This window comes from Klebsiella sp. CN_Kp088 (genome assembly GCF_040064335.1).
Lineage (GTDB): Bacteria > Pseudomonadota > Gammaproteobacteria > Enterobacterales > Enterobacteriaceae > Klebsiella > Klebsiella aerogenes.
This window is the reverse complement of sequence record NZ_JBEAIQ010000035.1, coordinates 1-22,072: the sequence shown is the minus strand read 5'-3', so window position 1 is coordinate 22,072 and position 22,072 is coordinate 1. Positions and strand designations below refer to the sequence as shown.

At 53.5% G+C, this 22,072-nt stretch carries 24 protein-coding genes and 1 tRNA gene; 12 read left to right on the top strand and 13 right to left on the bottom strand.

Features of this window, described 5'->3' with window-relative positions; translation table 11 throughout:
• Position 1: 1 nt before the first annotated feature.
• Together ABLV08_RS21685 and rimJ are read right to left on the bottom strand one after the other, a co-directional pair.
• The gene (locus ABLV08_RS21685; RefSeq protein WP_015367202.1) at positions 2 to 649 is read right to left on the bottom strand and encodes a YceH family protein; all 648 of its coding nucleotides are present in this window, start codon (positions 647 to 649) and stop codon (positions 2 to 4) included.
• Positions 650 to 658: 9 nt separating this feature from the next.
• Positions 659 to 1,243: a ribosomal protein S5-alanine N-acetyltransferase gene (rimJ, locus tag ABLV08_RS21680; protein ID WP_015367203.1), complete on the bottom strand. Its 585-nt coding sequence runs from the start codon at positions 1,241 to 1,243 to the stop codon at positions 659 to 661.
• Between the two features lie 227 nt (positions 1,244 to 1,470).
• Here rimJ and mdtH point away from each other — a divergent pair, with 227 nt between their 5' ends.
• The 7 genes from mdtH (at position 1,471) to ABLV08_RS21645 (ending at position 6,824) form a co-directional block, all read left to right on the top strand.
• The gene (mdtH, locus tag ABLV08_RS21675; RefSeq protein WP_015367204.1) at positions 1,471 to 2,679 is read left to right on the top strand and encodes a multidrug efflux MFS transporter MdtH; all 1,209 of its coding nucleotides are present in this window, start codon (positions 1,471 to 1,473) and stop codon (positions 2,677 to 2,679) included.
• Positions 2,680 to 2,793: 114 nt separating this feature from the next.
• A complete protein-coding gene (locus ABLV08_RS21670) occupies positions 2,794 to 3,354 on the top strand; it encodes a lipoprotein (protein WP_015705031.1) in 561 nt (186 codons plus the stop codon).
• A 130-nt stretch (positions 3,355 to 3,484) separates the two neighbouring features.
• Positions 3,485 to 4,531 (top strand): dihydroorotase, encoded by a 1,047-nt coding sequence (gene pyrC / locus ABLV08_RS21665; RefSeq protein WP_015367206.1) that lies wholly within the window; start codon positions 3,485 to 3,487, stop codon positions 4,529 to 4,531.
• 73 nt (positions 4,532 to 4,604) lie between these two features.
• On the top strand, positions 4,605 to 4,850 hold the full coding sequence (dinI, locus tag ABLV08_RS21660; protein ID WP_015367207.1) for a DNA damage-inducible protein I: 246 nt from the start codon (positions 4,605 to 4,607) through the stop codon (positions 4,848 to 4,850).
• 304 nt (positions 4,851 to 5,154) lie between these two features.
• On the top strand, positions 5,155 to 5,409 hold the full coding sequence (gene bssS / locus ABLV08_RS21655; protein ID WP_015367208.1) for a biofilm formation regulator BssS: 255 nt from the start codon (positions 5,155 to 5,157) through the stop codon (positions 5,407 to 5,409).
• 124 nt (positions 5,410 to 5,533) lie between these two features.
• Entirely contained in the window at positions 5,534 to 6,652 is a 1,119-nt protein-coding gene (gene solA / locus ABLV08_RS21650) for an N-methyl-L-tryptophan oxidase (RefSeq protein ID WP_213796677.1), read from the top strand.
• A gap of 58 nt (positions 6,653 to 6,710) precedes the next feature.
• Positions 6,711 to 6,824, top strand: a complete 114-nt coding sequence (locus tag ABLV08_RS21645) for a YceO family protein (protein ID WP_015367210.1) — start codon at positions 6,711 to 6,713, stop codon at positions 6,822 to 6,824.
• Here ABLV08_RS21645 and ABLV08_RS21640 read toward each other — a convergent pair.
• Positions 6,810 to 7,874 carry a rhodanese-related sulfurtransferase gene (locus tag ABLV08_RS21640; RefSeq protein ID WP_015705028.1) on the bottom strand — a complete coding sequence of 355 codons (1,065 nt, stop codon included), beginning with the start codon at positions 7,872 to 7,874 and terminating at the stop codon, positions 6,810 to 6,812. The genes ABLV08_RS21645 and ABLV08_RS21640 overlap by 15 nt on opposite strands.
• A gap of 207 nt (positions 7,875 to 8,081) precedes the next feature.
• On the opposite strand from ABLV08_RS21640, the gene ABLV08_RS21635 reads away from it, so the two are divergent.
• From ABLV08_RS21635 to ABLV08_RS21625, 3 genes are all read left to right on the top strand, one after another.
• Complete coding sequence (locus tag ABLV08_RS21635) at positions 8,082 to 9,002, top strand: Kdo(2)-lipid IV(A) acyltransferase (protein WP_015367212.1); 921 nt, start codon at positions 8,082 to 8,084, stop codon at positions 9,000 to 9,002.
• Between the two features lie 173 nt (positions 9,003 to 9,175).
• On the top strand, positions 9,176 to 10,426 hold the full coding sequence (gene mdtG, locus ABLV08_RS21630) for a multidrug efflux MFS transporter MdtG (RefSeq protein WP_015705027.1): 1,251 nt from the start codon (positions 9,176 to 9,178) through the stop codon (positions 10,424 to 10,426).
• A gap of 91 nt (positions 10,427 to 10,517) precedes the next feature.
• Positions 10,518 to 10,904 carry a MysB family protein gene (locus tag ABLV08_RS21625; protein WP_015705026.1) on the top strand — a complete coding sequence of 129 codons (387 nt, stop codon included), beginning with the start codon at positions 10,518 to 10,520 and terminating at the stop codon, positions 10,902 to 10,904.
• On the opposite strand, the gene ABLV08_RS21620 is transcribed toward ABLV08_RS21625, so the two are convergent.
• The 3 genes from ABLV08_RS21620 to mdoG all read right to left on the bottom strand — a co-directional run bounded on the left by ABLV08_RS21620 (position 10,905) and on the right by mdoG (position 15,268).
• Positions 10,905 to 11,132, bottom strand: coding sequence for a YceK/YidQ family lipoprotein (locus ABLV08_RS21620; RefSeq protein WP_047045272.1), 228 nt, complete (start codon positions 11,130 to 11,132; stop codon positions 10,905 to 10,907).
• A 61-nt stretch (positions 11,133 to 11,193) separates the two neighbouring features.
• Positions 11,194 to 13,722, bottom strand: coding sequence for a glucans biosynthesis glucosyltransferase MdoH (mdoH, locus tag ABLV08_RS21615; protein WP_015705025.1), 2,529 nt, complete (start codon positions 13,720 to 13,722; stop codon positions 11,194 to 11,196).
• On the bottom strand, positions 13,715 to 15,268 hold the full coding sequence (gene mdoG, locus ABLV08_RS21610; protein WP_015367217.1) for a glucans biosynthesis protein MdoG: 1,554 nt from the start codon (positions 15,266 to 15,268) through the stop codon (positions 13,715 to 13,717). The genes mdoH and mdoG overlap by 8 nt, the downstream gene beginning before the upstream one ends.
• A 252-nt stretch (positions 15,269 to 15,520) precedes the next feature.
• Here mdoG and mdoC point away from each other — a divergent pair, with 252 nt between their 5' ends.
• Positions 15,521 to 16,681 (top strand): glucans biosynthesis protein MdoC, encoded by a 1,161-nt coding sequence (gene mdoC / locus ABLV08_RS21605; RefSeq protein WP_015705023.1) that lies wholly within the window; start codon positions 15,521 to 15,523, stop codon positions 16,679 to 16,681.
• A gap of 44 nt (positions 16,682 to 16,725) precedes the next feature.
• Here mdoC and ymdB read toward each other — a convergent pair whose 3' ends face one another.
• From ymdB to ghrA, 7 genes are all read right to left on the bottom strand, one after another.
• Positions 16,726 to 17,250 (bottom strand): O-acetyl-ADP-ribose deacetylase, encoded by a 525-nt coding sequence (gene ymdB, locus ABLV08_RS21600; protein ID WP_015367219.1) that lies wholly within the window; start codon positions 17,248 to 17,250, stop codon positions 16,726 to 16,728.
• A gap of 90 nt (positions 17,251 to 17,340) precedes the next feature.
• Complete coding sequence (locus ABLV08_RS21595; RefSeq protein WP_032705660.1) at positions 17,341 to 17,643, bottom strand: type 1 fimbrial protein; 303 nt, start codon at positions 17,641 to 17,643, stop codon at positions 17,341 to 17,343.
• 230 nt (positions 17,644 to 17,873) lie between these two features.
• A complete protein-coding gene (locus ABLV08_RS21590; protein WP_223575861.1) occupies positions 17,874 to 18,170 on the bottom strand; it encodes a fimbrial assembly protein in 297 nt (98 codons plus the stop codon).
• A 287-nt stretch (positions 18,171 to 18,457) separates the two neighbouring features.
• Positions 18,458 to 18,940, bottom strand: coding sequence for a DUF1097 domain-containing protein (locus ABLV08_RS21585; RefSeq protein ID WP_015705019.1), 483 nt, complete (start codon positions 18,938 to 18,940; stop codon positions 18,458 to 18,460).
• A 102-nt stretch (positions 18,941 to 19,042) separates the two neighbouring features.
• Positions 19,043 to 19,597 (bottom strand): molecular chaperone, encoded by a 555-nt coding sequence (locus ABLV08_RS21580; RefSeq protein WP_015705018.1) that lies wholly within the window; start codon positions 19,595 to 19,597, stop codon positions 19,043 to 19,045.
• A gap of 23 nt (positions 19,598 to 19,620) precedes the next feature.
• Complete coding sequence (locus ABLV08_RS21575; protein ID WP_015367224.1) at positions 19,621 to 20,358, bottom strand: phosphatase; 738 nt, start codon at positions 20,356 to 20,358, stop codon at positions 19,621 to 19,623.
• Positions 20,359 to 20,443: 85 nt separating this feature from the next.
• Positions 20,444 to 21,382 (bottom strand): glyoxylate/hydroxypyruvate reductase GhrA, encoded by a 939-nt coding sequence (gene ghrA, locus ABLV08_RS21570; RefSeq protein WP_015705016.1) that lies wholly within the window; start codon positions 21,380 to 21,382, stop codon positions 20,444 to 20,446.
• Between the two features lie 268 nt (positions 21,383 to 21,650).
• On the opposite strand from ghrA, the gene ABLV08_RS21565 reads away from it, so the two are divergent.
• Positions 21,651 to 21,738: transfer RNA gene (locus ABLV08_RS21565), tRNA-Ser, on the top strand.
• Positions 21,739 to 22,072 lie beyond the last annotated feature (334 nt).

Below are 22,072 nucleotides of genomic sequence, written 5' to 3'. Positions count from 1 at the left end.
GTTACTCTCCTAAATGAGCCAGTAGTGAATCAAGGCGTACTTTGAGCTCAGCGACTTCACTTTCCAGCGCCTCAACGCGCGCCTGCAAATCGTCATTCGGCGGCGACACCGCCTCGACCACGGTGATAAGCGAATCCATGTCATCACAAAACAGGTGCATATAGCGGCTTTCGCGTTTACCCGGTTCGCGCGGAAGGCGCGCGACGTAAGGACCGTCTTCACGACTGGCCAAATTGTCGAGCGTGCTTTCCACCTCGGCCATGTCGCGGAATTCATACATCCGCTGCGCGCGGCTACGCAGCTCGCCTGGCGTTTGCGCACCGCGCAGCAGCAGCGTCGTGACAATGGCGACTTCCGCCGCCGTTAATTTGAGATCGCCAAATTCCGAATTGCAGAAGCGCTGTTCATATTTGGTCACCCGGTTGCCAAAACCGCTTACCGTACGCAGGTAGTGGCGTTTGACCAGCTCATCCAGCAAATCCTGAACGTCGCTTTCCGCCAGCGACATTACCGGCTCACGGTTGGTTTTCTGGTTACAGGCGGTAACCACAGCATTCACTGATAGCGGATATTGTTCCGGCGTGGTCACCTGCTTCTCCAGCAGGCAACCAATGATGCGCGCTTCATGCGCGGTTAGCTGATATTTCATGTTTTCTCCTTAGCGCCCTGGTGTCCAGTCAGTGGCCGTTAACGCCGTCAATACGTGGTCTCGCCATTGCCCATCAATGAGGAGGTAGTCCTTTGCGTAACCCTCTTTTTCGAACCCGAGCCGGGCAAGCAGATCGCCGCTGCGTTTGTTATGCGGCATATAGTTGGCCATGATACGGTGAATATGCTGCGTACGTTGCATATAGCGAATCGCCGCGGTCAGCGCTTCAAACATCAGCCCCTGCCCTTGCCACTTTTCACCAATGGAATAGCCGAGATAACAGGCATGAAATGAACCACGCACCACATTTGAGAAATTCGCTACGCCAATAATCTCTTTCTCATCAGGATCGAGTAGCGCGAAATAAAAGGCCGAACCCTGTTTATGAAACTCCGTAATCATCGATAATCGCGCCTGCCAGCCGGAAGGATAACAGTGGCTTTCATCGCGCACCGGCTCCCAGGGTTTCAGGAACCCCTTGTTTTCCGCGTAATAATCGGCCAGACGCCAGGCGTCACGATCGTGAACCAGCCGCACCACCAGCCGGTCCGTCGTCAAACGCACCTTGGGTACGTTACTGCGATAGCCAAACATTCCTCACTCCTGTTCCCTGCCCCAAACTAATATCTTTCACTATACCTTCCCTGAGTGAAGGTGGGAAAACAGCAACATACCATTTTCTGCACCATCTCCATTTTTCGATGAATAGGCTCAATCGATCTTGCTTTTTGATAAAAAAATATTGTCGCCAGTATGCTGGGAAAATAACCGCCGCCCCCGCAGAATATCTAAGCTTATCTTTCTTTTTCCCTGGAGGGGAAATGTCCCGCGTATCGCAGGCAAGGAGCCTGGGTAAATATTTCCTGTTAGTCGATAACATGCTGGTTGTGCTCGGCTTTTTTGTCGTATTCCCACTGATATCGATCCGTTTTGTCGACCAAATGGGTTGGGCGGCGCTGATGGTCGGTATTGCCCTCGGTCTACGTCAGCTGGTGCAACAAGGATTAGGCATCTTCGGTGGGGCGATTGCCGATCGTTTCGGCGCCAAACCGATGATCGTCACCGGCATGCTGATGCGCGCCGGCGGTTTCGCGGCGATGGCCGTCGCCCATGAGCCCTGGGTGCTCTGGCTCTCATGCATTTTGTCTGGTCTCGGCGGCACCCTGTTCGACCCGCCGCGAGCGGCGCTGGTGGTCAAACTGGTGCGCCCGCATCAACGTGGTCGTTTCTTCTCTATCCTGATGATGCAAGATAGCGCCGGCGCGGTCATCGGCGCCCTGCTCGGCAGTTGGCTATTACAGTACGATTTCCGTCTGGTGTGCAGCGCAGGGGCAGCGCTCTTTATTGCCTGTGCCGCATTTAACGCCTGGTATCTGCCGGCATGGAAACTCTCGACGGTCAAAACACCGATCCGCGAAGGACTGGGGCTGGTGTTACGCGATAAGCGCTTTGTCACTTACGTGTTGACCCTGACCGGTTACTACATGCTGGCCGTGCAGGTGATGCTCATGCTGCCGATTATGGTTAACGATATTGCGGGCTCTCCGGCGGCGGTGAAATGGATGTATGCCATCGAGGCGACAATCTCCCTGACGCTGCTGTATCCCATCGCCCGTTGGAGCGAGAAACGTTTTCGCCTCGAGCATCGTCTGATGGCGGGTTTGCTGGTGATGACGGCGGCGATGCTGCCGATTGGCTTAACCAGCACGCTACAGCAGCTGTTTACCTTAATCTGTATTTTCTATATCGGCTCGATCATTGCCGAACCTGCGCGCGAAACGCTGGGCGCTTCACTGGCTGATGCCCGCGCTCGCGGCAGCTATATGGGTTTCAGCCGCCTTGGTCTGGCATTTGGCGGCGCGCTGGGGTATGCCGGCGGCGGCTGGCTGTTTGATGCAGGTAAAGTGCTTAATCAACCTGAACTACCGTGGCTGATGCTGGGCATTATCGGCTTTGCAACTTTCATTGCGCTATGGTGGCAGTTTAGCCAGAAACGGTCGGCTTCCGGCATGCTGGAACCGCGCACCTGACAATCAGCCAAAGTGGTAATCCTTTTTTTCAGCATTTTCCGCTAGTACAAGCGGGGCTAGCAGACCATGCTGCTTTGTGTCAGGATTAGCTATGGCATGACGTTAAGGAACCCAATGAAAAAGATGTTGATCGCGGCCGCGCTGATTGTCAGCGGCCTTCTGAGCGGATGTAACCAGCTTACGCAATACTCCGTTAGCGAGCAGGAGATTAACCAGGCTCTGCAGAAACGTAATCACTTCGCTAAAGATATCGGCCTGCCTGGCGTAGCGGATGCGCACATTGAGCTGCAAAACCTGACCAGCGCCATTGGTCGTGAAGAGCCGAACAAGGTGTCGTTGAGCGGAACCGCTAATCTGGATCTGAATTCGCTGTTTGGCAATCAGAAAGCGACCATCGACCTGAAGCTCAAAGCGCTGCCGGTGTTCAATAAAGAGCAAGGCGCGATTTATCTGCGTGAAATGGAAGTCGTCGATGCGAAAGTTAAGCCGGAAAAGCTCACCTCCGTGGTACAGACGCTGATCCCTTATCTGAATCAGTCGCTGCGCAGCTATTTCAATCAGCAACCAGCCTACGTTCTGCGTGAAGATGCCAGCACAGGTGAAGCCTTAGCGAAGAAATACGCTAAAGGCATTGAAGTGAAACCGGGCGAGATAATCATCCCCTTCACTGATTAAACAATAAGGGCGCTGAATATGGCGCCCTTAATTTTTTACGGAAATGAGTGCAAAGGAAAACGTTTACGCTTATCCTTAGTGCCCGGCAAAAAACAGCCCTGATGACTGAACCAATTAGCCGGAGCCTTCCATGACAGCACAACCCCAGGTATTGAAAATCCGTCGCCCTGACGACTGGCATATCCATTTACGCGATGATGATATGTTGCAAACCGTCGTGCCTTACACCAGTGAGTTTTATGGCCGGGCGATCGTGATGCCGAATCTGGTACCGCCGGTAACGACCGTCGCTGCTGCCATTGCTTACCGCCAGCGCATCATCGATGCGATTCCCGCCGGGCATGATTTCACTCCGCTGATGACCTGCTACCTGACCGACACGCTCGATCCGGACGAACTGGAGCGCGGATTCCGTGAAGGCGTATTTACCGCAGCCAAACTCTACCCGGCAAACGCCACCACCAACTCCAGTCACGGCGTGACCAGCACCGATGCCATTATGCCGGTGCTGGAACGGATGGAAAAACTGGGCATGCCGCTACTGGTACACGGCGAAGTTACCCATGCTGATATCGATATCTTCGATCGCGAAGCGCGCTTTATTGAGACGGTGATGGAACCGCTGCGCAAACGGCTGCAGGGGTTAAAAGTGGTCTTCGAACATATCACCACCAAAGATGCCGCTGAATACGTGCGCGACGGCAACGAACTGCTGGCCGCCACCATCACGCCGCAGCATCTGATGTTTAACCGCAACCATATGCTGGTTGGCGGTATTCGCCCGCATCTATATTGCCTGCCGATCCTCAAGCGCAATATCCACCAGCAGGCGCTGCGTGAACTGGTCGCCAGCGGGTTCAGTCGCGCGTTCCTCGGCACCGACTCCGCTCCGCATGCACGCCACCGTAAAGAGGCCAGTTGCGGCTGTGCGGGCTGTTTCAATGCCCCGACCGCGCTTGGTAGTTACGCCACCGTCTTTGAAGAGATGAATGCGCTGGAACATTTTGAGGCTTTCTGCTCGTTGAATGGCCCGCGTTTCTACGGCCTGCCGGTGAATGAAAGCTACGTTGAACTGGTACGCGAAGAGAGTACGGTCGCCGAAAGCATCGCCCTTCCTGGCGATACGCTGATACCGTTCCTGGCCGGCGAAACCGTGCGCTGGACGATGAAAAAATAAAGTTTTTTGCCCCCTGTTGTAAATGTGCAAGCATTACTGTATAAATAACCAGTATATTACCCAGGGGGCCATTATGCGCATCGAAGTGTCAATTGCCAAAACCACAGCCTTACCCAACGGCGCGCTGGAAGCGCTGAATAACGAACTCGCTAAGCGTATCGCTCACTATTACCCTGAACGTGAAAACCAGGTCACGGTACGTTATGCCGCCGGCAATAATTTATCTGTCATCGGTGGCCTGAAAGAAGACAAAGACCGGATTAGCGAAATCCTGCAGGAAACCTGGGAAAGCGCCGACGACTGGTTTATCCACGACTAAGCCTCCGGGTCTGCTTACACAAAATCAATTTGCTCCCTCATTGTGCTTTTTTTTGCCGGGTCGCCCCGGCTTTTTTATCTCCGCTTATAACTAAGACTTTCCTTAATATCCTGATAAATTCCTTAAAAAATAATGAGACCCAGGACGAAACTCGCGCAAAAAACCGCCAATCAGCGCAAAATTTGTCGCTATTTATTTATTTTCTCGAGTTTGTACTTAACTGCTGATATAATTAACCTGCTTCAGAAAACAAGCATTAAACCTCGAGAATTGTTGTCTTTTAACATATGAATAAGGGGTTATGATGGAAAAGAATAATGAAGTCATCCAGACCCATCCCCTCGTCGGATGGGACATCAGCACCGTTGATAGCTACGATGCGCTGATGTTGCGCCTGCACTACCAAAACCCCACCCAAGAAAGCGATAAAGAAGCAGAAATTGGCCAGACGCTATGGCTAACGACGGACGTCGCACGTCAGTTTATTTCTATTCTGGAAGCAGGAATAGCGAAGATAGAATCTGGCGATTACCAGGCAAATGAGTATCGCAGACATTAGCATCACCGATGATGTCTAAATATTCACTGAACAGGCACCTGCGGGTGCCTGAATTATTTTTCGCGCTTGTACATCCGGCAGATGTTAATTAACCTGCTAATAAAACAATAACCCGGAACTCACCATGCAATACGACCTCATCATTATCGGTAGCGGCTCCGTTGGCGCTGCCGCTGGCTATTACGCCCGCCGCGCCGGTCTGAATGTCCTGATGACCGATGCCCACAAACCGCCGCATCAGGAAGGCAGCCACCATGGCAACACGCGTCTGATTCGTCACGCTTATGGCGAGGGCGAAAAATACGTACCGTTGGTGCTACGTGCCCAGCAGCTTTGGGACGAATTCGCGCAAGACAGCGGCGAGGCCGTATTCGAAAAAACCGGCGTCATTAACCTGGGTCCGGCCAGCTCCGATTTTCTCAATAACGTGGCCCACAGCGCGCGTCAGTATAAGCTTAACGTAGAGGAACTGGACGCTGAAGCTGTCATGAAGCGTTGGCCGGAGATTCGTATCCCACAAGATTATCGGGCAATTTTTGAACCGGCTTCCGGCGTATTACGCAGCGAACTGGCGGTTGAAACCTGGATCCGGCTGGCGCGTGAGGCGGGTTGTGCCCAGCTCTTCAACTGTCCGGTGACCGCGATCCATCATCATGCCGATGGCGTGACCATCGATACCGCTGACGGCAGTTACAATGGCAAAAAACTGCTGATCAGCGCCGGAACCTGGGTAACGAAATTATTGCCGGAACTGCCCATTCAACCGGTACGTAAAGTCTTCGCCTGGTTCCAGGCCGATGGTCGCTATAGCACGAAAAATAACTTCCCTGCTTTCACCGGCGAACTACCGAATGGCGATCAGTATTATGGCTTCCCGGCGGAAGACAACGAATTGAAGATCGGCAAACACAATGGCGGCCAGCTGATTTCCGAACCGGGCGAGCGGAAACCGTTTGGCGCTGTCGCCAGCGATGGGTCTGAGTCGTTCAACTTCCTGCGCAACGTGCTGCCCGGAATTGGCGGCTGCCTGCACGGCGCCTCCTGTACGTACGATAATACGGTAGATGAAGATTTCATCATTGATACGCTTCCCGGTCACGACAACACATTACTCATTACCGGTTTAAGCGGCCACGGTTTCAAATTTGCCCCGGTACTTGGCGAAATTGCGACGCAATTTGCGCAAGGTGAAACGACGGAGTTTGATTTGACTCCCTTCTCGCTGGCGCGATTTTCACAATAATAGCCAGCCATAAAACGAAACGGCCTCAATGGAGGCCGTTTATTGATTGAGAACGTTTATGCGTCGCCTGTATCACTGGTTAGTCAACAATGTGCGCGAGCACTTTATGATTTATCTCGCGCTGTGGCTGCTGCTAGCAGTAATCGACCTCATCTGGTTATGGTTTTACTGACGGGTCGGGATCCGGGATACCTAATTTGGTATTAAGACGACCACGGGATTTATTAAAAATCTTATTGCCATTCTCTCGCCCCGCCCGCAGTTTGCGCTGCTCCTCTTCCGGCAGTTTATGCTCTTCCATACAGGCTTCGCTGCAGCAACCGGCAAATTTCTCGGCACAAGCCGGACACTGAATAAACAGCAAATGGCAGCCGTCGTTCAGGCAATTGGTGTGGCTGTCGCATGGTGCGCCGCATTGATGGCAGTGGGCAATCACATCATCAGAAATACGCTCGCCCATTCTTTCGTCAAAGACAAAGTTCTTACCGATAAAGCGTACCGGCAATCCCTGTTCACGGGCGCGGCGCGCATACTCGATAATCCCGCCTTCGATGTGCCATACCTTATTGAAACCGCTATGCTTCATCCAGGCGCTGGCTTTCTCACAGCGAATACCGCCGGTACAGTACATGACAATCTTCTTGTCTTTGTACTCCTGCATCATCTCAACCGCTTTCGGCAATTGATCGCGGAAGGTATCCGCCGGAATTTCCATCGCGTTCTCAAAATGACCGACTTCGTACTCATAATGGTTACGCATATCGATGAATACCGCGTCCGGATCGTCCAGCATCGCGTTCACTTCCGCCGCTTTCAGATACTCGCCCACATCAGAGGGATCAAAGGTTGGGTCATCAATACCGTCGGCCACAATGCGGTCGCGGACCTTGAGGCGCAGGACCCAAAAGGATTTACCGTCATCATCCAGCGCGATGTTCAGACGTAACCCCTTTAGCGCCGGATCGAAGCTATCGAGAAATTCACGCAGCGCTGCGACCTTGCTTTCCGGCACGCTGATCTGCGCATTGATACCTTCATGGGCCAGATAGATGCGGCCAAAGACGTTCAGCTTAGTCAACGCCAGCCACAGAGCGTCGCGGGTCGCTTTCGGGTCAACGATAGTGAAATATTTATAGAACGAGATCGTCGTGCGCGGCTCGGTCTCAGCCAGCATCTGCGCCTTTAACGTCTCATTTGAAATGCGGTTGTGTAACACTGGCATGGTGTACCTGCTCGACATAGGAAATGAGTAAAATAAACGGCGGGCATCATATAGCAAACACCGTTAATTTACATCCCTACATTTTACGCTACATTTCATCCACGCGGTTTTCAGCCGTTAACAATCGGCTTCAGCCGGAGACTGCTTTTGGCGGTAGCGGAAAAAAATGCGATAATAGAACGCGTTGTTTAATCAGACAGGTATGAAATGACCCATTTACCGAAATTTTCCGCCGCGCTGCTCCATCCGCGCTACTGGCTGCTTTGGCTGGGCATAGGCCTGTTGTGGTTAGTTGTCCAACTCCCTTATCCGGTTATCTACCGTCTCGGTAATGCGATTGGTCGTCTGGCGATGCGTTTTATGAAACGCCGCGCAAAAATCGCTTATCGTAATCTTGAGCTCTGCTTTCCTGAGAAGAGCGAGCAGGAGCGTCATCAACTGGTAGTACAAAACTTTGAGTCCGTCGGCATGGGCCTGATGGAAACCGGGATGGCATGGTTCTGGCCAACCCGACGCATTGCGCGCTGGACAGACACCATCGGCTTTGAACATGTCCGCGACGTGCAGGCACAAAACCGCGGTATCCTGCTGATTGGCATTCATTTCCTGACGCTGGAAATGGGTGCGCGCATGTTCGGCATGAACCAACCCGGTATCGGCGTCTATCGCCCGAATGACAACCCGGTTATCGACTGGCTGCAGACCTGGGGCCGCCTGCGTTCCAACAAAGATATGATTGACCGTAAAGATCTCAAAGGCATGATCCGCGCGCTGAAAAAAGGCGAAGTGGTCTGGTATGCCCCGGACCATGACTACGGCCCGACCGCCAGCGTCTTCGCCCCCCTGTTCGCCGTCGAGCAGGCCGCCACCACTTCCGGGACCTGGATGCTGGCGAAAATGTCTAAAGCGTGCATTGTGCCATTCGTCCCACGGCGCAAACCGAATGGCAAAGGCTATGAGCTCATCATGCTGCCGCCGGAATGCGATCCGCCTCTGGAAAACGCAGAAACTACCGCCGCGTGGATGAACAAAATCGTCGAACAGTGCATTTTGATGGCGCCAGAGCAATATATGTGGCTGCATCGCCGCTTTAAAACCCGTCCGGAAGGCGTGCCTTCGCGCTACTGATTGACTCACTATCCGGGCGGTTCTCTGCCCGGATAAATTCTACCGCCAGTCCTCTTAAATACTCCTTTAGCTTTAAAAGCTATGCTCCATTGCGACAACCATTTCTCAGGCGCATAATTAGCAGGCTCATATTTTCCTTTATTTTGACCCGCGCCGCGGGCCAGTGAGACCTTATGTCGTCTGCTGATACACCTATTAACTGGAAACGAAATCTTACCGTCACCTGGCTTGGCTGCTTTTTAACCGGCGCCGCCTTTAGCCTCGTGATGCCTTTTTTGCCGCTCTACGTCGAACAGTTGGGCGTCACCGGCCATAGCGCGCTGAATATGTGGTCAGGGCTGGTCTTTAGCATAACCTTCCTCTTTTCCGCCGTTGCCTCGCCGTTCTGGGGCGGATTAGCCGACCGTAAAGGGCGTAAGATTATGCTGCTGCGTTCGGCGCTGGGGATGGCTATCGTCATGATGCTGATGGGCATGGCGCAGAACATTTGGCAATTCCTGATCCTGCGCGCGTTGCTGGGTTTACTGGGCGGGTTTATTCCCAATGCCAATGCGCTGATCGCCACCCAGATCCCCCGTCAGAAAAGCGGCTGGGCGCTAGGAACGCTTTCAACCGGCGCGGTAAGCGGCGCCCTGCTCGGCCCGCTGGCTGGTGGTTTCCTTGCCGACCACTGGGGGTTGCGCACCGTCTTCTTTATGACCGCCACGGTGCTGTTTATCTGCTTCCTGTTCACCCTGTTTTTAATCCGCGAAAACTTTGTTCCGGTGAACAAAAAAGAGATGCTCAATGCCAGGGACGTTTTCGGTTCGCTTAAGAATCCTAAACTGGTGCTGAGCTTGTTCGTCACCTCATTGATTATCCAGGTCGCTACCGGCTCCATTGCGCCGATCCTGACGCTCTACGTGCGCGACCTGGCAGGTAACGTCAGTAATATCGCCTTTATTAGCGGCATGATTGCTTCCGTACCCGGCATTGCCGCCCTATTGAGCGCGCCACGTTTAGGCAAGCTCGGCGATCGCATTGGGCCGGAAAAGATTCTGATAGTTGCTCTGGTTATCTCCGTGCTATTACTGATCCCGATGTCATTCGTTCAGACGCCGCTGCAGCTAGGCATTCTGCGCTTTTTGCTTGGTGCCGCCGACGGCGCGCTGTTACCCGCCGTACAAACCCTGCTGGTGTACAACTCCACCAGCCAGATTTCGGGACGTATCTTCAGCTATAACCAGTCGTTTCGCGATATCGGCAACGTCACCGGCCCGTTAATCGGCGCCTCGGTCTCGGCCAACTACGGCTTCCGCGCCGTGTTCCTCGTCACCGCCTGCGTCGTCCTGTTTAACGCTTTTTACTCGACCATCAGTCTGCGCCGCCCACGGCACGACGCTTCAGCGGATGACGGGGGCTCGGGTAAACGTTCGGTAAATTAAGCGCTTCAGCGCTTCTCTGCCTTGACGCCAGACTAACCGCCTTCTATAGATTGAAACGTGTTCCTTTTTCATTCTTCTTAGGGGGTTAGCTATGTCAACGGAATCAGTTTTCTACGCCACGCTCGAAGAGGCCATCGACGCCGCCCGGGAAGAGTTTTTGGCCGATAATCCCGACAGCGATGAAGAAACTGCCAACATCGAACAGTTCAATATGCAGAAGTATATTCTCCAGGATGGCGATATCGCCTGGCGGGCTGAATTCTTCGCCAGCGAAGATGAAGAAGGCGAGTGCCTGGCCATGCTCAGTGGCGAAGCGGCACAGAGCGTATTTGACGGCGATTATGACGAAATCGAGCTACGCCAGGAGTGGGTGGAAGAGAATACGCTACACGAATGGGATGAAGGCGAGTTTCAGCTGGAGCCTTCCCTGGATACCGAAGAGGGGCAGACCGCAGCCGATGAGTGGGACGAGCGTTAATTACTCATATGGGCCGTGGCTGGCGTCTAGCGGTAGCAACAGCGTATCAAATACCAGCGAGAATGGCAGATCGAGAATGGTCAGATAGCGCCAGGCTGAATCACGAACATCCCACTGCACACCGGGGTAATATTGGTTGCCATGGCCCTGCCCCGGTACCGTACGGCTAATAATGCTGCCGCAGCCGCTGAGTACCAGCGTCATGGCGATAGGCACAAATATTCTCATTAACTTCCTCTCAGGCAAAAAAATACCGGCACAATTGCCGGTATTTTCCTTAACGTACGGCTTACTTCGTTTTCAACGCCAGAGGGTTCAGCGTGAGCTGCTGATACGCCCCCACCCAGGAGGAGTATTTCTCCGGGGCGTTCCACACGCGATAGTGCAGACGCGACATCGTTACCGGATCGCTTAACAGCACCAGCCGACGATCGCGGTTGAGTTTATCAGGCGTTTCATTCAGCGCCTGCTCAACGTGGCGTTCACGGGCGATATCCAGAATACGGCCGTGGCGGTGACGCGCCGTAGCCATTGCCGTCGCCAGAGCGTTGAACGATGGGTTAAACACCGCGTGCATAAAGCCATCGCCCAGCGAACGCTGACGGTTCAAAGTCAGGTAAGCATCGGTATCTTTCAGTACCTGCGGCGGCGAATACTCTTCCGGGATCAGGAACAATTTCCAGCGTTTAGTGCGCAGACCTACCGTCGCGCGGCTGGAAATCGCCGAGACAAACGGAGAGAGGATCAGCGACACGACGATAGGCGCCAGCCAGAACAGGAAACGCAGATCCAGCCACGCCATGCCAACCGCCCATACCAGCCCCAGCAGCAGCTGCGAACCGTGACGCATAAAGGCCTCGCCCCACGGTGTTGAGTCATCATCGCGCTGCGGTGAGTTCCACACCACCTCCCAACCGAGGAACGCGCTGACCACGAACACGGTATGGAACAGCATGCGCACCGGCGCCAGCAGCACCGAGAACAGTACCTCCAGCAACAGGGAGAGCGTCACGCGGAAGAAGCCGCCGTACTCTTTCGGCCCCTTGCACCACACCAGAATGATACTCAGCAGTTTTGGCAGGAACAGCAGTACCATGGTCGAAGCAAACAGCGCGATAGCCAGTTCCGGACGCCATTGTGGCCATACCGGGAACAGCTGACGCGGCTGCAGGAAGTATTGCGGCTCGGTCAGGGCGTGCACGACCTGTAGCGCCGTCGACAGCGCGAGGAACATAAACCACAGCGGCGCCGACAGATAGGACATGACGCCGGTCAGGAACACCGCACGGTGTACCGGGTGCATCCCTTTCACCAGGAACAGGCGGAAGTTCATCAGGTTACCCTGACACCAGCGGCGGTCACGCTTCAGTTCATCCAGCAGGTTCGGCGGCAGCTCTTCATAGGAGCCAGGCAGATCGTAGGCGATCCAAACGCCCCACCCCGCACGGCGCATCAGCGCAGCTTCCACGAAGTCATGCGAAAGAATCGAGCCGGCAAAGTTACCTTCGCCCGGCAGCGGCGCCAGCGCGCAGTGTTCGATGAAAGGCTTCACGCGGATAATGGCGTTGTGACCCCAGTAGTGCGATTCACCTAACTGCCAGAAGTGCAGCCCGGCGGTAAACAGCGGGCCGTACACGCGGGTGGCGAACTGCTGGCAGCGCGCATAAAGGGTATCCATACCGGAAGCGCGCGGCGAAGACTGGATGATCCCGGCATTCGGATTCGCTTCCATCAGGCGCACCAGCCCGCTCAGGCACTCGCCGGTCATTACTGAGTCAGCGTCGAGCACCACCATGTAGCTATACTGGCTACCCCAGCGACGGCAGAAATCATCGATGTTGCCGCTTTTACGCTTCACACGACGACGACGGCGACGATAGAAGATCTGGCCTTCACCCTGCACTTCGGCAATCAATTCCATCCACGCTTTTTGCTCGGCAACGCAAATATCCGGGTCGTAGCTGTCGCTGAGCACGTAAACGTCAAAATGCGCAGCGTTACCCGTCGCTTTCACCGATTCCCAGGTGGCGCGCAGGCCGGCAAACACGCGGTCAACATCTTCATTACAGATAGGCATGATAAGCGCTGTACGGTGTTCCGGGTTCAGCGGCTCGTCGCCAACGGTGGATGCCGAAATACTGTACTTATCACGCCCGATCAGCAATTGCAGGAAGCCCATCAGCGCGGTCCAGAAACCGGCCGAGACCCAACAGAAAAGTACCGCAAAGAGGATCAGGATGCCGGTCTGCAACACGTAAGGGAGTAGCTGCATGAAGGAGACCCATAGATCCTGGCCAACCATATCGGATGGATTGATTAGCGCCCACCCCTGATAAGGGAGGATGGTCTTCATATACCAGGTGGCCACTACCGTTTGCGCCAGCGTCAGCAGCAGCAAAATGTAGCGACGAATGGTGCCGACGGTACGCCATTTCTGTTCGCTTTCACGCTCTTCTTGCGTGAGGCGAGAGAGATAGCGCGGAGTCACGTCACGGCCACGCAGGCGATCCCAGAAGCGGCCTACCGGGTTGGTACGCCACGGGTCGGGGATCATTGAGGAACGTTTCGCTTTCGGCATCGCATGAAGCTGCGTGCGCCCTTCATCATCTTTCACCAGCTGATCGCCGGACAGAGAGTCCGGCCAGCTATGCTCCAGCCGCGCTTTTACCGATCCTAACGGGGAATCTTCATCACGCGGAAAATGATGATGCTCTGCGTCAAGCGCTTCATGTACGGCTTGCAGGCTCGCATCAGGTAATGCGGCCTTTTCAGCATCCGACAGCGGCAATGCGTCGATATAATTCGTTATCTTATTCATTGGCAGGCAGCTGATAGCTCCAGGTTTCGCTCAGCGTCTGATCGCCATTGACCAGCGCCGCACGCATTTCCGTGGTTTTCTTCGGATCTTTCACTTTCACGCGCAGGGTCATACGCCAACCTTTGATAACCGGGTTATAGCGCACGGAGTTTTCCACGATTTCGGCATTATCGCCGATGCTCGCCTGCGCCGTTACCGGAGTGTCCGCCGCCATTTTTTTCATGTCAGCGCCGGTGAAATCAACGATGAAAGCGATAGTGCCATCTGGCTGGCGAATGAGGTTAGACTGCTTCACATCACCGGTTGAGCGGCGAGTCTGCACCACATAAGCGCTATCTGGCGCATGCAGTTTGTCTTCATCGCGGCTGAAGGTAATGGAGTATTTGAAGTTCATCTCTTTGCCTGGTTCCGGCAGCTGATCCGGGGTCCAGTAGGTGACGATATTGTCGTTGGTTTCATCGTTGGTCGGGATTTCAACCAGTTCGACTTTACCTTTACCCCAGTCGCCTTTCGGGGTGATCCACGCGCTCGGGCGCTGGTCGTAACGATCGTCGAGATCTTCAAAGCGGGAGAACTGGCGGCCACGCTGCAGCAGGCCAAACCCTTGCGGGTTTTCCATCGCATAACTGCTGACGGCCAGATGTTTCGGGTTATTCAGCGGACGCCAGATCCACTCGCCGTTACCGGCAAGAATCGACAGACCGTTGGAATCATGTAGTTCCGGACGATAGTTAGTCGTCGGCGACGGTTGGTTCGGCCCAAACAGGAACATACTGGTCAACGGTGCCACGCCGAGTTTACCGACTTTGTCACGCAGATAGACCTTCGACTGCACATCAACCACGGTGTCGCGCCCAGGCATAACCACAAAACGATAGGCGCCAGTCGCACGCGGGGAATCCAACAGCGCATAGATAGTTAAGCGCTTATCGGTCGCTTTCGGGCGCTCAATCCAGAACTCGCGGAAACGAGGAAACTCTTCGCCTGACGGCAGCGCGGTATCGATAGCCAGGCCGCGGGCGGAAAGCCCGTATACCTGACCCTGGCCAAGAACGCGGAAGTAGCTGGCTCCGAGCATGCTGACGATTTCGTCATTCTTGTCTTTGCTATTGATCGGATACAGTACTTTAAAACCGGCGAAACCAAGGTCTTTCACCGTGTCTTTATCGTGTTGCACATTGCCAAAATTAAAATAATCCGGGCTATATTTAATTTTACGTACACTAGTGCTGGTCACTTCATTAATAGTAACCGGCGTGTCGAAATACATGCCCTGGTGGTAAAATTCCAGCTTGAACGGGGTTTTCAGGTTATTCCAGTACGCTTTGTCGTGATTGAACTGGATTTGCTGGTAATCCGCGTATTTCATATCGCGGAAGGCGGAGGGCAGGTTACTTTTCGGCGCTTCATAGCCTTTCCCGGCTAACGTTTTCGCCTGTTTTGCTACGTCATCAATGCTGAATGCCCATGCAGATGAAGTACACAGGGACAACATTACGGCTGCGCTTAACCAACGCATTTTCATCATCTGTGGTTTATGTTTCATAGTAAGTAAGCACTTCCCCCTTTGTGTGCTTAAATCGATCCGATCTATTTTAATGGAAACTCAGGCAATCCGACAACATAATCCCTGCATTGTTCAGCTTAGCGGACCAGGGAATAAACAGTTCTCTGTCCCATATTGCACTTTGCGTACTTATCCTGGAGACAGATACCCTGAGTTCATGTAGGGTTGCTGGGAATGTAACCGTTATCGCCGCGAGTGATAAGACGAATTGTCTGAGATTGTTGTGAATTTATGAATAAAACACCAGTAGAGCGTGAATATTTCTTCGACAGCATCCGCGCCTGGCTGATGCTGCTGGGGATACCCTTTCACATTTCGCTTATCTACTCCAGCCACAGCTGGCATGTGAATAGCCTGGAACCCTCCTGGGGGTTAACGCTGTTCAACGACTTTATCCATGCTTTCCGCATGCAGGTCTTCTTTGTTATTTCCGGCTACTTCTCTTACATGCTGTTTTTACGCTATCCCCTAAAGAAATGGTGGAAAGTACGCGTAGAGCGCGTTGGCATTCCGATGCTCACCGCGATTCCACTTCTGACTTTGCCGCAGTTCTTGATGCTGCAATACGTCAATGGTAAAGCGCAAAACTGGCACACGCTCTCCGGCTATGACAAATTCAACACCCTGGCATGGGAGCTTATCTCTCATCTGTGGTTCCTGCTGGTGCTGGTCGTGCTGACCACTCTCGGCGTGGTGCTGTTTAAGTGGCTGGCCAATCGAGGGAAAACGCAGACCGCCAGCTTTGGTGACACTGTCACATTTGGTCAATTATCGCTTATTTTCCTTGGACTTGGCGTGTTGTATGCGGTAATTCGTCGCACTATTTTTATCGTTTACCCGCCGATTCTCAGCAACGGACTGTTTAACTTCATCGTTATGCAGACCCTGTTCTATCTGCCGTTCTTTGTTCTCGGCGCGCAGACGTTCATCAACCCGCGGCTAAAAGCGATGTTCACCACCTCATCACCCTGGTGTTTTGTCGGCGCACTGCTGGGCTTTATCGCCTATCGTCTTAACCAGCAGTATGGTTCCGGCGATGGCTGGATGTATGAAACCGAATCGGTGATTACCATGGTGCTGGGGCTGTGGATGGTGAACGTGGTATTCTCGCTGGGCCACCGCCTGCTCAACTTCCAGTCCGCTCGGGTGACTTACTTCGTCAACGCCTCGCTGTTTATCTACCTGGTGCATCATCCCCTCACCCTGCTGTACGGGGCGTGGATTACGCCAATAATCAAATCGAATCTGTTAGGTTTTATCGCCGGACTGGTGTTTGTGGTGGGTATTGCGCTGGTGCTGTACGAAATCCATCTACGTATTCCTCTGCTGCGCTTCCTGTTCTCAGGCAAACCGCAGCAAAAACCGGCGAAAGCGCCGGTGTCGGTTAACTAAAATCCGCAACCGGCAGCGCGCCTGCGTGCTGCCGGTGCCGCGATTCATTCTGCCTGCAATAATCGCTGATAGATCTCCGCCGTTTCGTTATCAAAGCAGACAAAGCACACTCGTTCCAGTGGATTATATCGGGTGAGGAAAGCCTTCACCGTTTTCACCGCAATTTCCGCCGCCGCCTGTTTCGGATAGCCATATACGCCGGTGCTGATAGCCGGAAAAGCAATAGATCGATAATTATTGGCTGCCGCCAGCAACAGACTATTGCGATAGGCATCCGTCAGTAATTCGGCCTCTTGCTCGTCACCGCCGCGCCAGACGGGGCCGACTGCATGAATCACCGCGCTGGCCGGTAGATTACCGGCGCTGGTGATAACCGCATGCCCGGGCGGACATTCGCCCTGCTGCTGACGGACTATTTTGCAGGCCGCCAGTAGTTCCGGGCCAGCTGCGCGATGAATGGCGCCATCAACACCGCCGCCGCCCAGTAACGATGGGTTGGCCGCGTTGACAATAACATCTACCTGCAACGTCGTAATATCGCCGAGAACCACCTCAGGTTGAACAACCATTTCCCCCTCCTGTCGGCAAACGTCTTCATACTTAGCGTGGTGTCTACTATGGCATGATAGCCCCCAAGGCGGAAGCCTGAGGGGCAGTAATTAGCGATAATTCACTTCGAGGATAGCGCGGGTATGTTGCGGATCAATATACTTTAATTGTGCTGAGCGGACGGCGTCATTGCTGTAATTTCCCGTCGTCAGCACCTGCGGCGAAAGCGCCCGGGTAGGCAGCTGCGGGCAGGCCATTTCAATCTTTTCGCCCACACTATTGGCTTCACAGGACGGATCGACGACCTGCCCATAAATGGCGACAACGCCGTCGGTCGGCGCGGCGTGCACTGCTCCAGACAAGCACGACAACATCAGACATGGCATCGCTAAGGCGTGGATTTTTTTTATCACGGCAGTCTCCTCTGTTTGATAGCAAAGAAGCAACAGGCCATCCATGAGCGCACTGCGCCGCCAGAATACGGCAAGGCAATGATTGCGTTATGAAATACAGATATATTACTTTTTATTTTCTTTTTGTTAACAAAATCGATTCATCTTGATTTTGCTACAAAAAAGCGGCGTGAGAATGTCAGGAGAGAGGCGCGGCGAAAGCCCCCGCTGGATCTGCAGGGGCCTTGCTATTACCGATAACTCACTTCGAGAATAGCGTTGGTGTGCTGGGGATTGATAAAGGTGAACTGTGTAGATTTGATATTGGCATGTTGCAGATCTCCCCGGGCTACCTGCTGGGCAGAAAAAGTGACTGACTTCTGCTTAGCGCAAGCCATCGAGACCTGATCTTCTGAAGAACGAATTTTACAAGGCGGTTCGACAACGCCGCCGTGGAAACGAATCACGCCGCTTGCGGCGTTAGAGGTAGTTGAAAAAGTCAATAAAGCGGGAAGGAAACAAACTGTAGCAAGTAGTACGCCAGTCATTTTTTTCACGGCAAAACCCCTCTGCGTAACGGTCAAAAAAACCTTACAAATCATCCATGAGCGCAGTTGAATACAAGCAACTACATACAAAATCAGTATATATATGAAGTACCCGTTGATACTTTTTTCTCTCCGTTTTTGCAAACGGTATCAAATTATTATGGTTTGTTTGCTCAAAATGTCTGCATTAAGAGGAAAAAACAATCGAAGAGGGGTTGATGCGAAAAGGCTTTCATGTAGTGAGTGACGGGAAGCTTACTCCCGTCGTCGAGGAAATGTGAAGAAAATCAGACGTTATCGTTAGCCAGAGACTTATTCTTTGCCGCTCGCGCCGCCAGCCACAGCCCGCTGTTTTTCATGGCATAGCCAAAGACCAATCCCAGCGCCAGTGATGGTACGACAATGCGCCAGTCGCCGCTCGCGGCAAAGGTCGCGCAGGCGCCGATAAAGGTTCCGGGAACAAAAGAGAGCAGCAGCTGACGCGCCTGAATACACATCAGGAAGGCGACTATTCCGGTCATCACATAGCTGAGGATTTCCAACTGCGGCGCCAGCGCGCTACCGTAAATAATCACCAGCGCCCATATCACGCCGCTCATGACAGTGCAGGCGGAAATCAACAGCCCTTTCAGGCCGCCCTGTGGGCAAGCGAAATAGGCCGTACAGCCGAGGAAACCGGCCCAGCTCAGCAGGCCAAGTGAGACCGCCACCCATCCCCAAATACCGGAGAGAATGCCCGTCGTGAGTGCGATTGCGAAGAGTATGTTCATGCCGCGTATCATAGCAGATACGCGGCAACCAAATGCGATCCAGAACACACAATATGAATGCGTGAGTTTGCTGTTTCACACTAAAAGTGACTTAAATCACAATTATTCGTCGTTTTCTTCCTGCAGCTCATCCCACATGGCGGATATAGCTTCACGCGTGAGTAGCGCCATGGTACGCCAGAATGCGGTTTGCGCATGCGCCTCGACTTTACCGAGGAAGGTGCCGCACCACGGTAAGAGGTAATCGGCAAACAACGTTTCCAACGTTTCGCTTTCGTCATCAGAGGCATGATCTTCAAGCCAGGATGCGGCCAGCAGTAGGGATCCAATATGATCGGTTGGCCCGTCGCCAGTAGGAATACCGTGTTGAGTGAGAAAACCGCGGACTTCCGCTTCCGTGGCGCCTTCAACCCACGCGCTGCGATAAGGCGAGACCGCACATTCGTCACCAACGAACAGGGCGTTGTAATCAGCGGTTAACGGCTGGGTATCACAACTCTTCTGCAGACGCTCCAGTAATTCATCCTGTTCCAGCGGCCAACTGGCGGCCAGCTTGCCATCGCGAATCAGCGTGAACAGCGGCACCAACAGCGGGTCCTGCGGCTGACGATAGTACAGCGAGCCCAGCACGCGACAGAGGATTGAAAATTCATTCATACAATATGTTCCAGTGGTTCAAATTAAAGGTCTGCAAATTCCGCAATCGCCGGCATTCCGCGTGATTCGAGGAAATTCAGTAGTCGACGCGGACTGACGTTAAGGATCCGCTCTTCCGGGAAATTCACCGCGTCGAGGATTTTGCGACATTCGGTAAATTCGCCAAGCGTAAAGGCGGTATGGGAGTCCGAACCCAGCGCCACCCAACCACCCGCATCACGCACGGCGGCGGCGATTGCCCGGCAATTATCTTCACTACCGATACGCGATGAAAGGAAAGAGGAATTATTAATTTCCAGCGCCACATGATGCTTTGCCGCTGCTTCGGCTACTGCCGGAATATCGATCGGGAATTTCGGATTGCCTGGATGGCTAATCATGTGGACTGCGCCACTGGCAATCGCGGCAATCATCGCTTCAGTGTGGGTGGCTTTATCCTGAGGCGGGAATACCGGCTCATGAAAACCGGCAATAATCAGATCCAGCGAGGTCAGCATTGGTCCGGTACAGTCAATTTCACCCTGGGTATTTTTAATATTCGCTTCAATGCCGCGCAGAATGCCGACGCCATCTACCAGACGCGGCCAGATACGCATATTGACGAAATGCCAGTAGTGCGGCGCATCGGCCATATCCGGGCCGTGATCGGTGATGGCAAAAAGTTTAATGCCTTTACGTTTGGCCTCGGCAATATAGTCATGCAGGGTACTATAGGCGTGGGTGCTGGCGACGGTATGCATGTGCAGGTCAACAGGATACATCACAATCTCCTCCTCTGTTTGTGGCAAGAATAGCAGGAATCAGGAGTCATGATCAGTAAAAACCCCGCCGTAGCGGGGTTATCGATTAGTAGCCGCGTTGGCGATCGACCTGCCCGCTGACCGTTTCACCACGCTCCAGGCGGCTAATGGTACTGGCAATATAAGCGATCGCTTCCTGTGGACGGGTAACGGCGGCAATATGCGGCGTCATGGCCACACGCGGATGCGCCCACAGCGGGCTCTCTTTCGGCAGCGGTTCGCGGCTAAAGACATCCAGCATCGCCCCCTTCACCTTACCGCTGTCAAGCGCGGCCAGTAAATCCGGCTCAACAATATGTACGCCGCGGGCGAGATTCAGAACATAGCTGTTATCCGGAAGTTGAGAGAGTAAAGTTTCATTAATGATGCCGACAGTTTCAGCCGTATTTGGCAACAGGTTGATCAGCACGCGGGTTTGCCGTAAAAATGCGCCCAGTTCTTCCTGACCGGCAAAACTCTCAACTTGCGGCCAGGATTTGTGGCTACGGCTCCAGCAGCGCACTGGGAAACCCCAGCGCAACAGGCTTTCCGCGACTTTGCCGCCCAACACCCCTGCCCCCATAATGCCGATAGTGAAATCTTCGCGACGGTATTCCGGCAACGGCTGCCAGCGGGATTGCAGCTTCAGCGCCTGATAATCATCAAAGCGGCGGAACCAGTGCAGTACCTGGCTTACCGCATATTCCTGCATCTGCAGGCCCATACCGGTATCTTCGAGGCGGAACAGCGGGATCGAAAGCGGCAGCATTTCCGGATGCTCCCGCAGCTTGCTAAGAATAGAATCCACGCCTGCGCCGAGGGCAAAAACCGCCTTCAATTTGCGGCCTTGCAACATTTCTACCGGTGGATGCCAGACCAGCGCATAGTCGGCTGGTTGATTGTCGCCAGGTTTCCACTCACGAACTCGCGCTCCCGGCAGATGTTTTTCCAGCTCTGCGATCCAGTAGGGGGTATCGAACGTCGGGTGGTAAAAAATAATCTCCATAATGACTCCTGATTACTGACGCGTGAGTAGGTTGAGGTTTGCGTCGTGTTTTACTCTTTGTTTTGTATTGGTTTGCCAGCATAACAAATTTCGTATCGCTATCGAGGAATAAAGAGAATGGTGACAAAAAAAACGATTCCCGCGCGTTTAAGAAGCAAGTTGTTTGAAGTTTGGCTAAACGCATCTTTTTTTAAAAAAGTTGATTGACGGGAGATACGTATTTCCCTACATTAGCGCCCGTTCCCAGCAACAACGGGAAAGACAATATGGTGAGGTGTCCGAGTGGCTGAAGGAGCACGCCTGGAAAGTGTGTATACGGCAACGTATCGGGGGTTCGAATCCCCCCCTCACCGCCATATTCGAGATGAGAGCTCGTACGAAAGTACGGGCTCTTTTCTTTTATATTCTCCGTACGGGGGGATGAGAACCCCCGACCGGGGTTCGACAACTGGCGCAGCCAGTTGGACAGACCGCGAACGCAGTAAGCGGGCTGCCCCGACAAAAACGCCGGGAGCGTTTTTGAACAACGCCTGCGTTGGCCCCGAAGGGGCGAGGCCCATGGATGGGCCGAGTAACGGCGAGCGAAGCGAGTCAATCCCCCCTCACCGCCATATTCGAGATGAGAGCTCGTACGCAAGTACGGGCTTTTTTCGCATCTGACCCCGGTAAACCTTCCCGGGGTCGGCATAA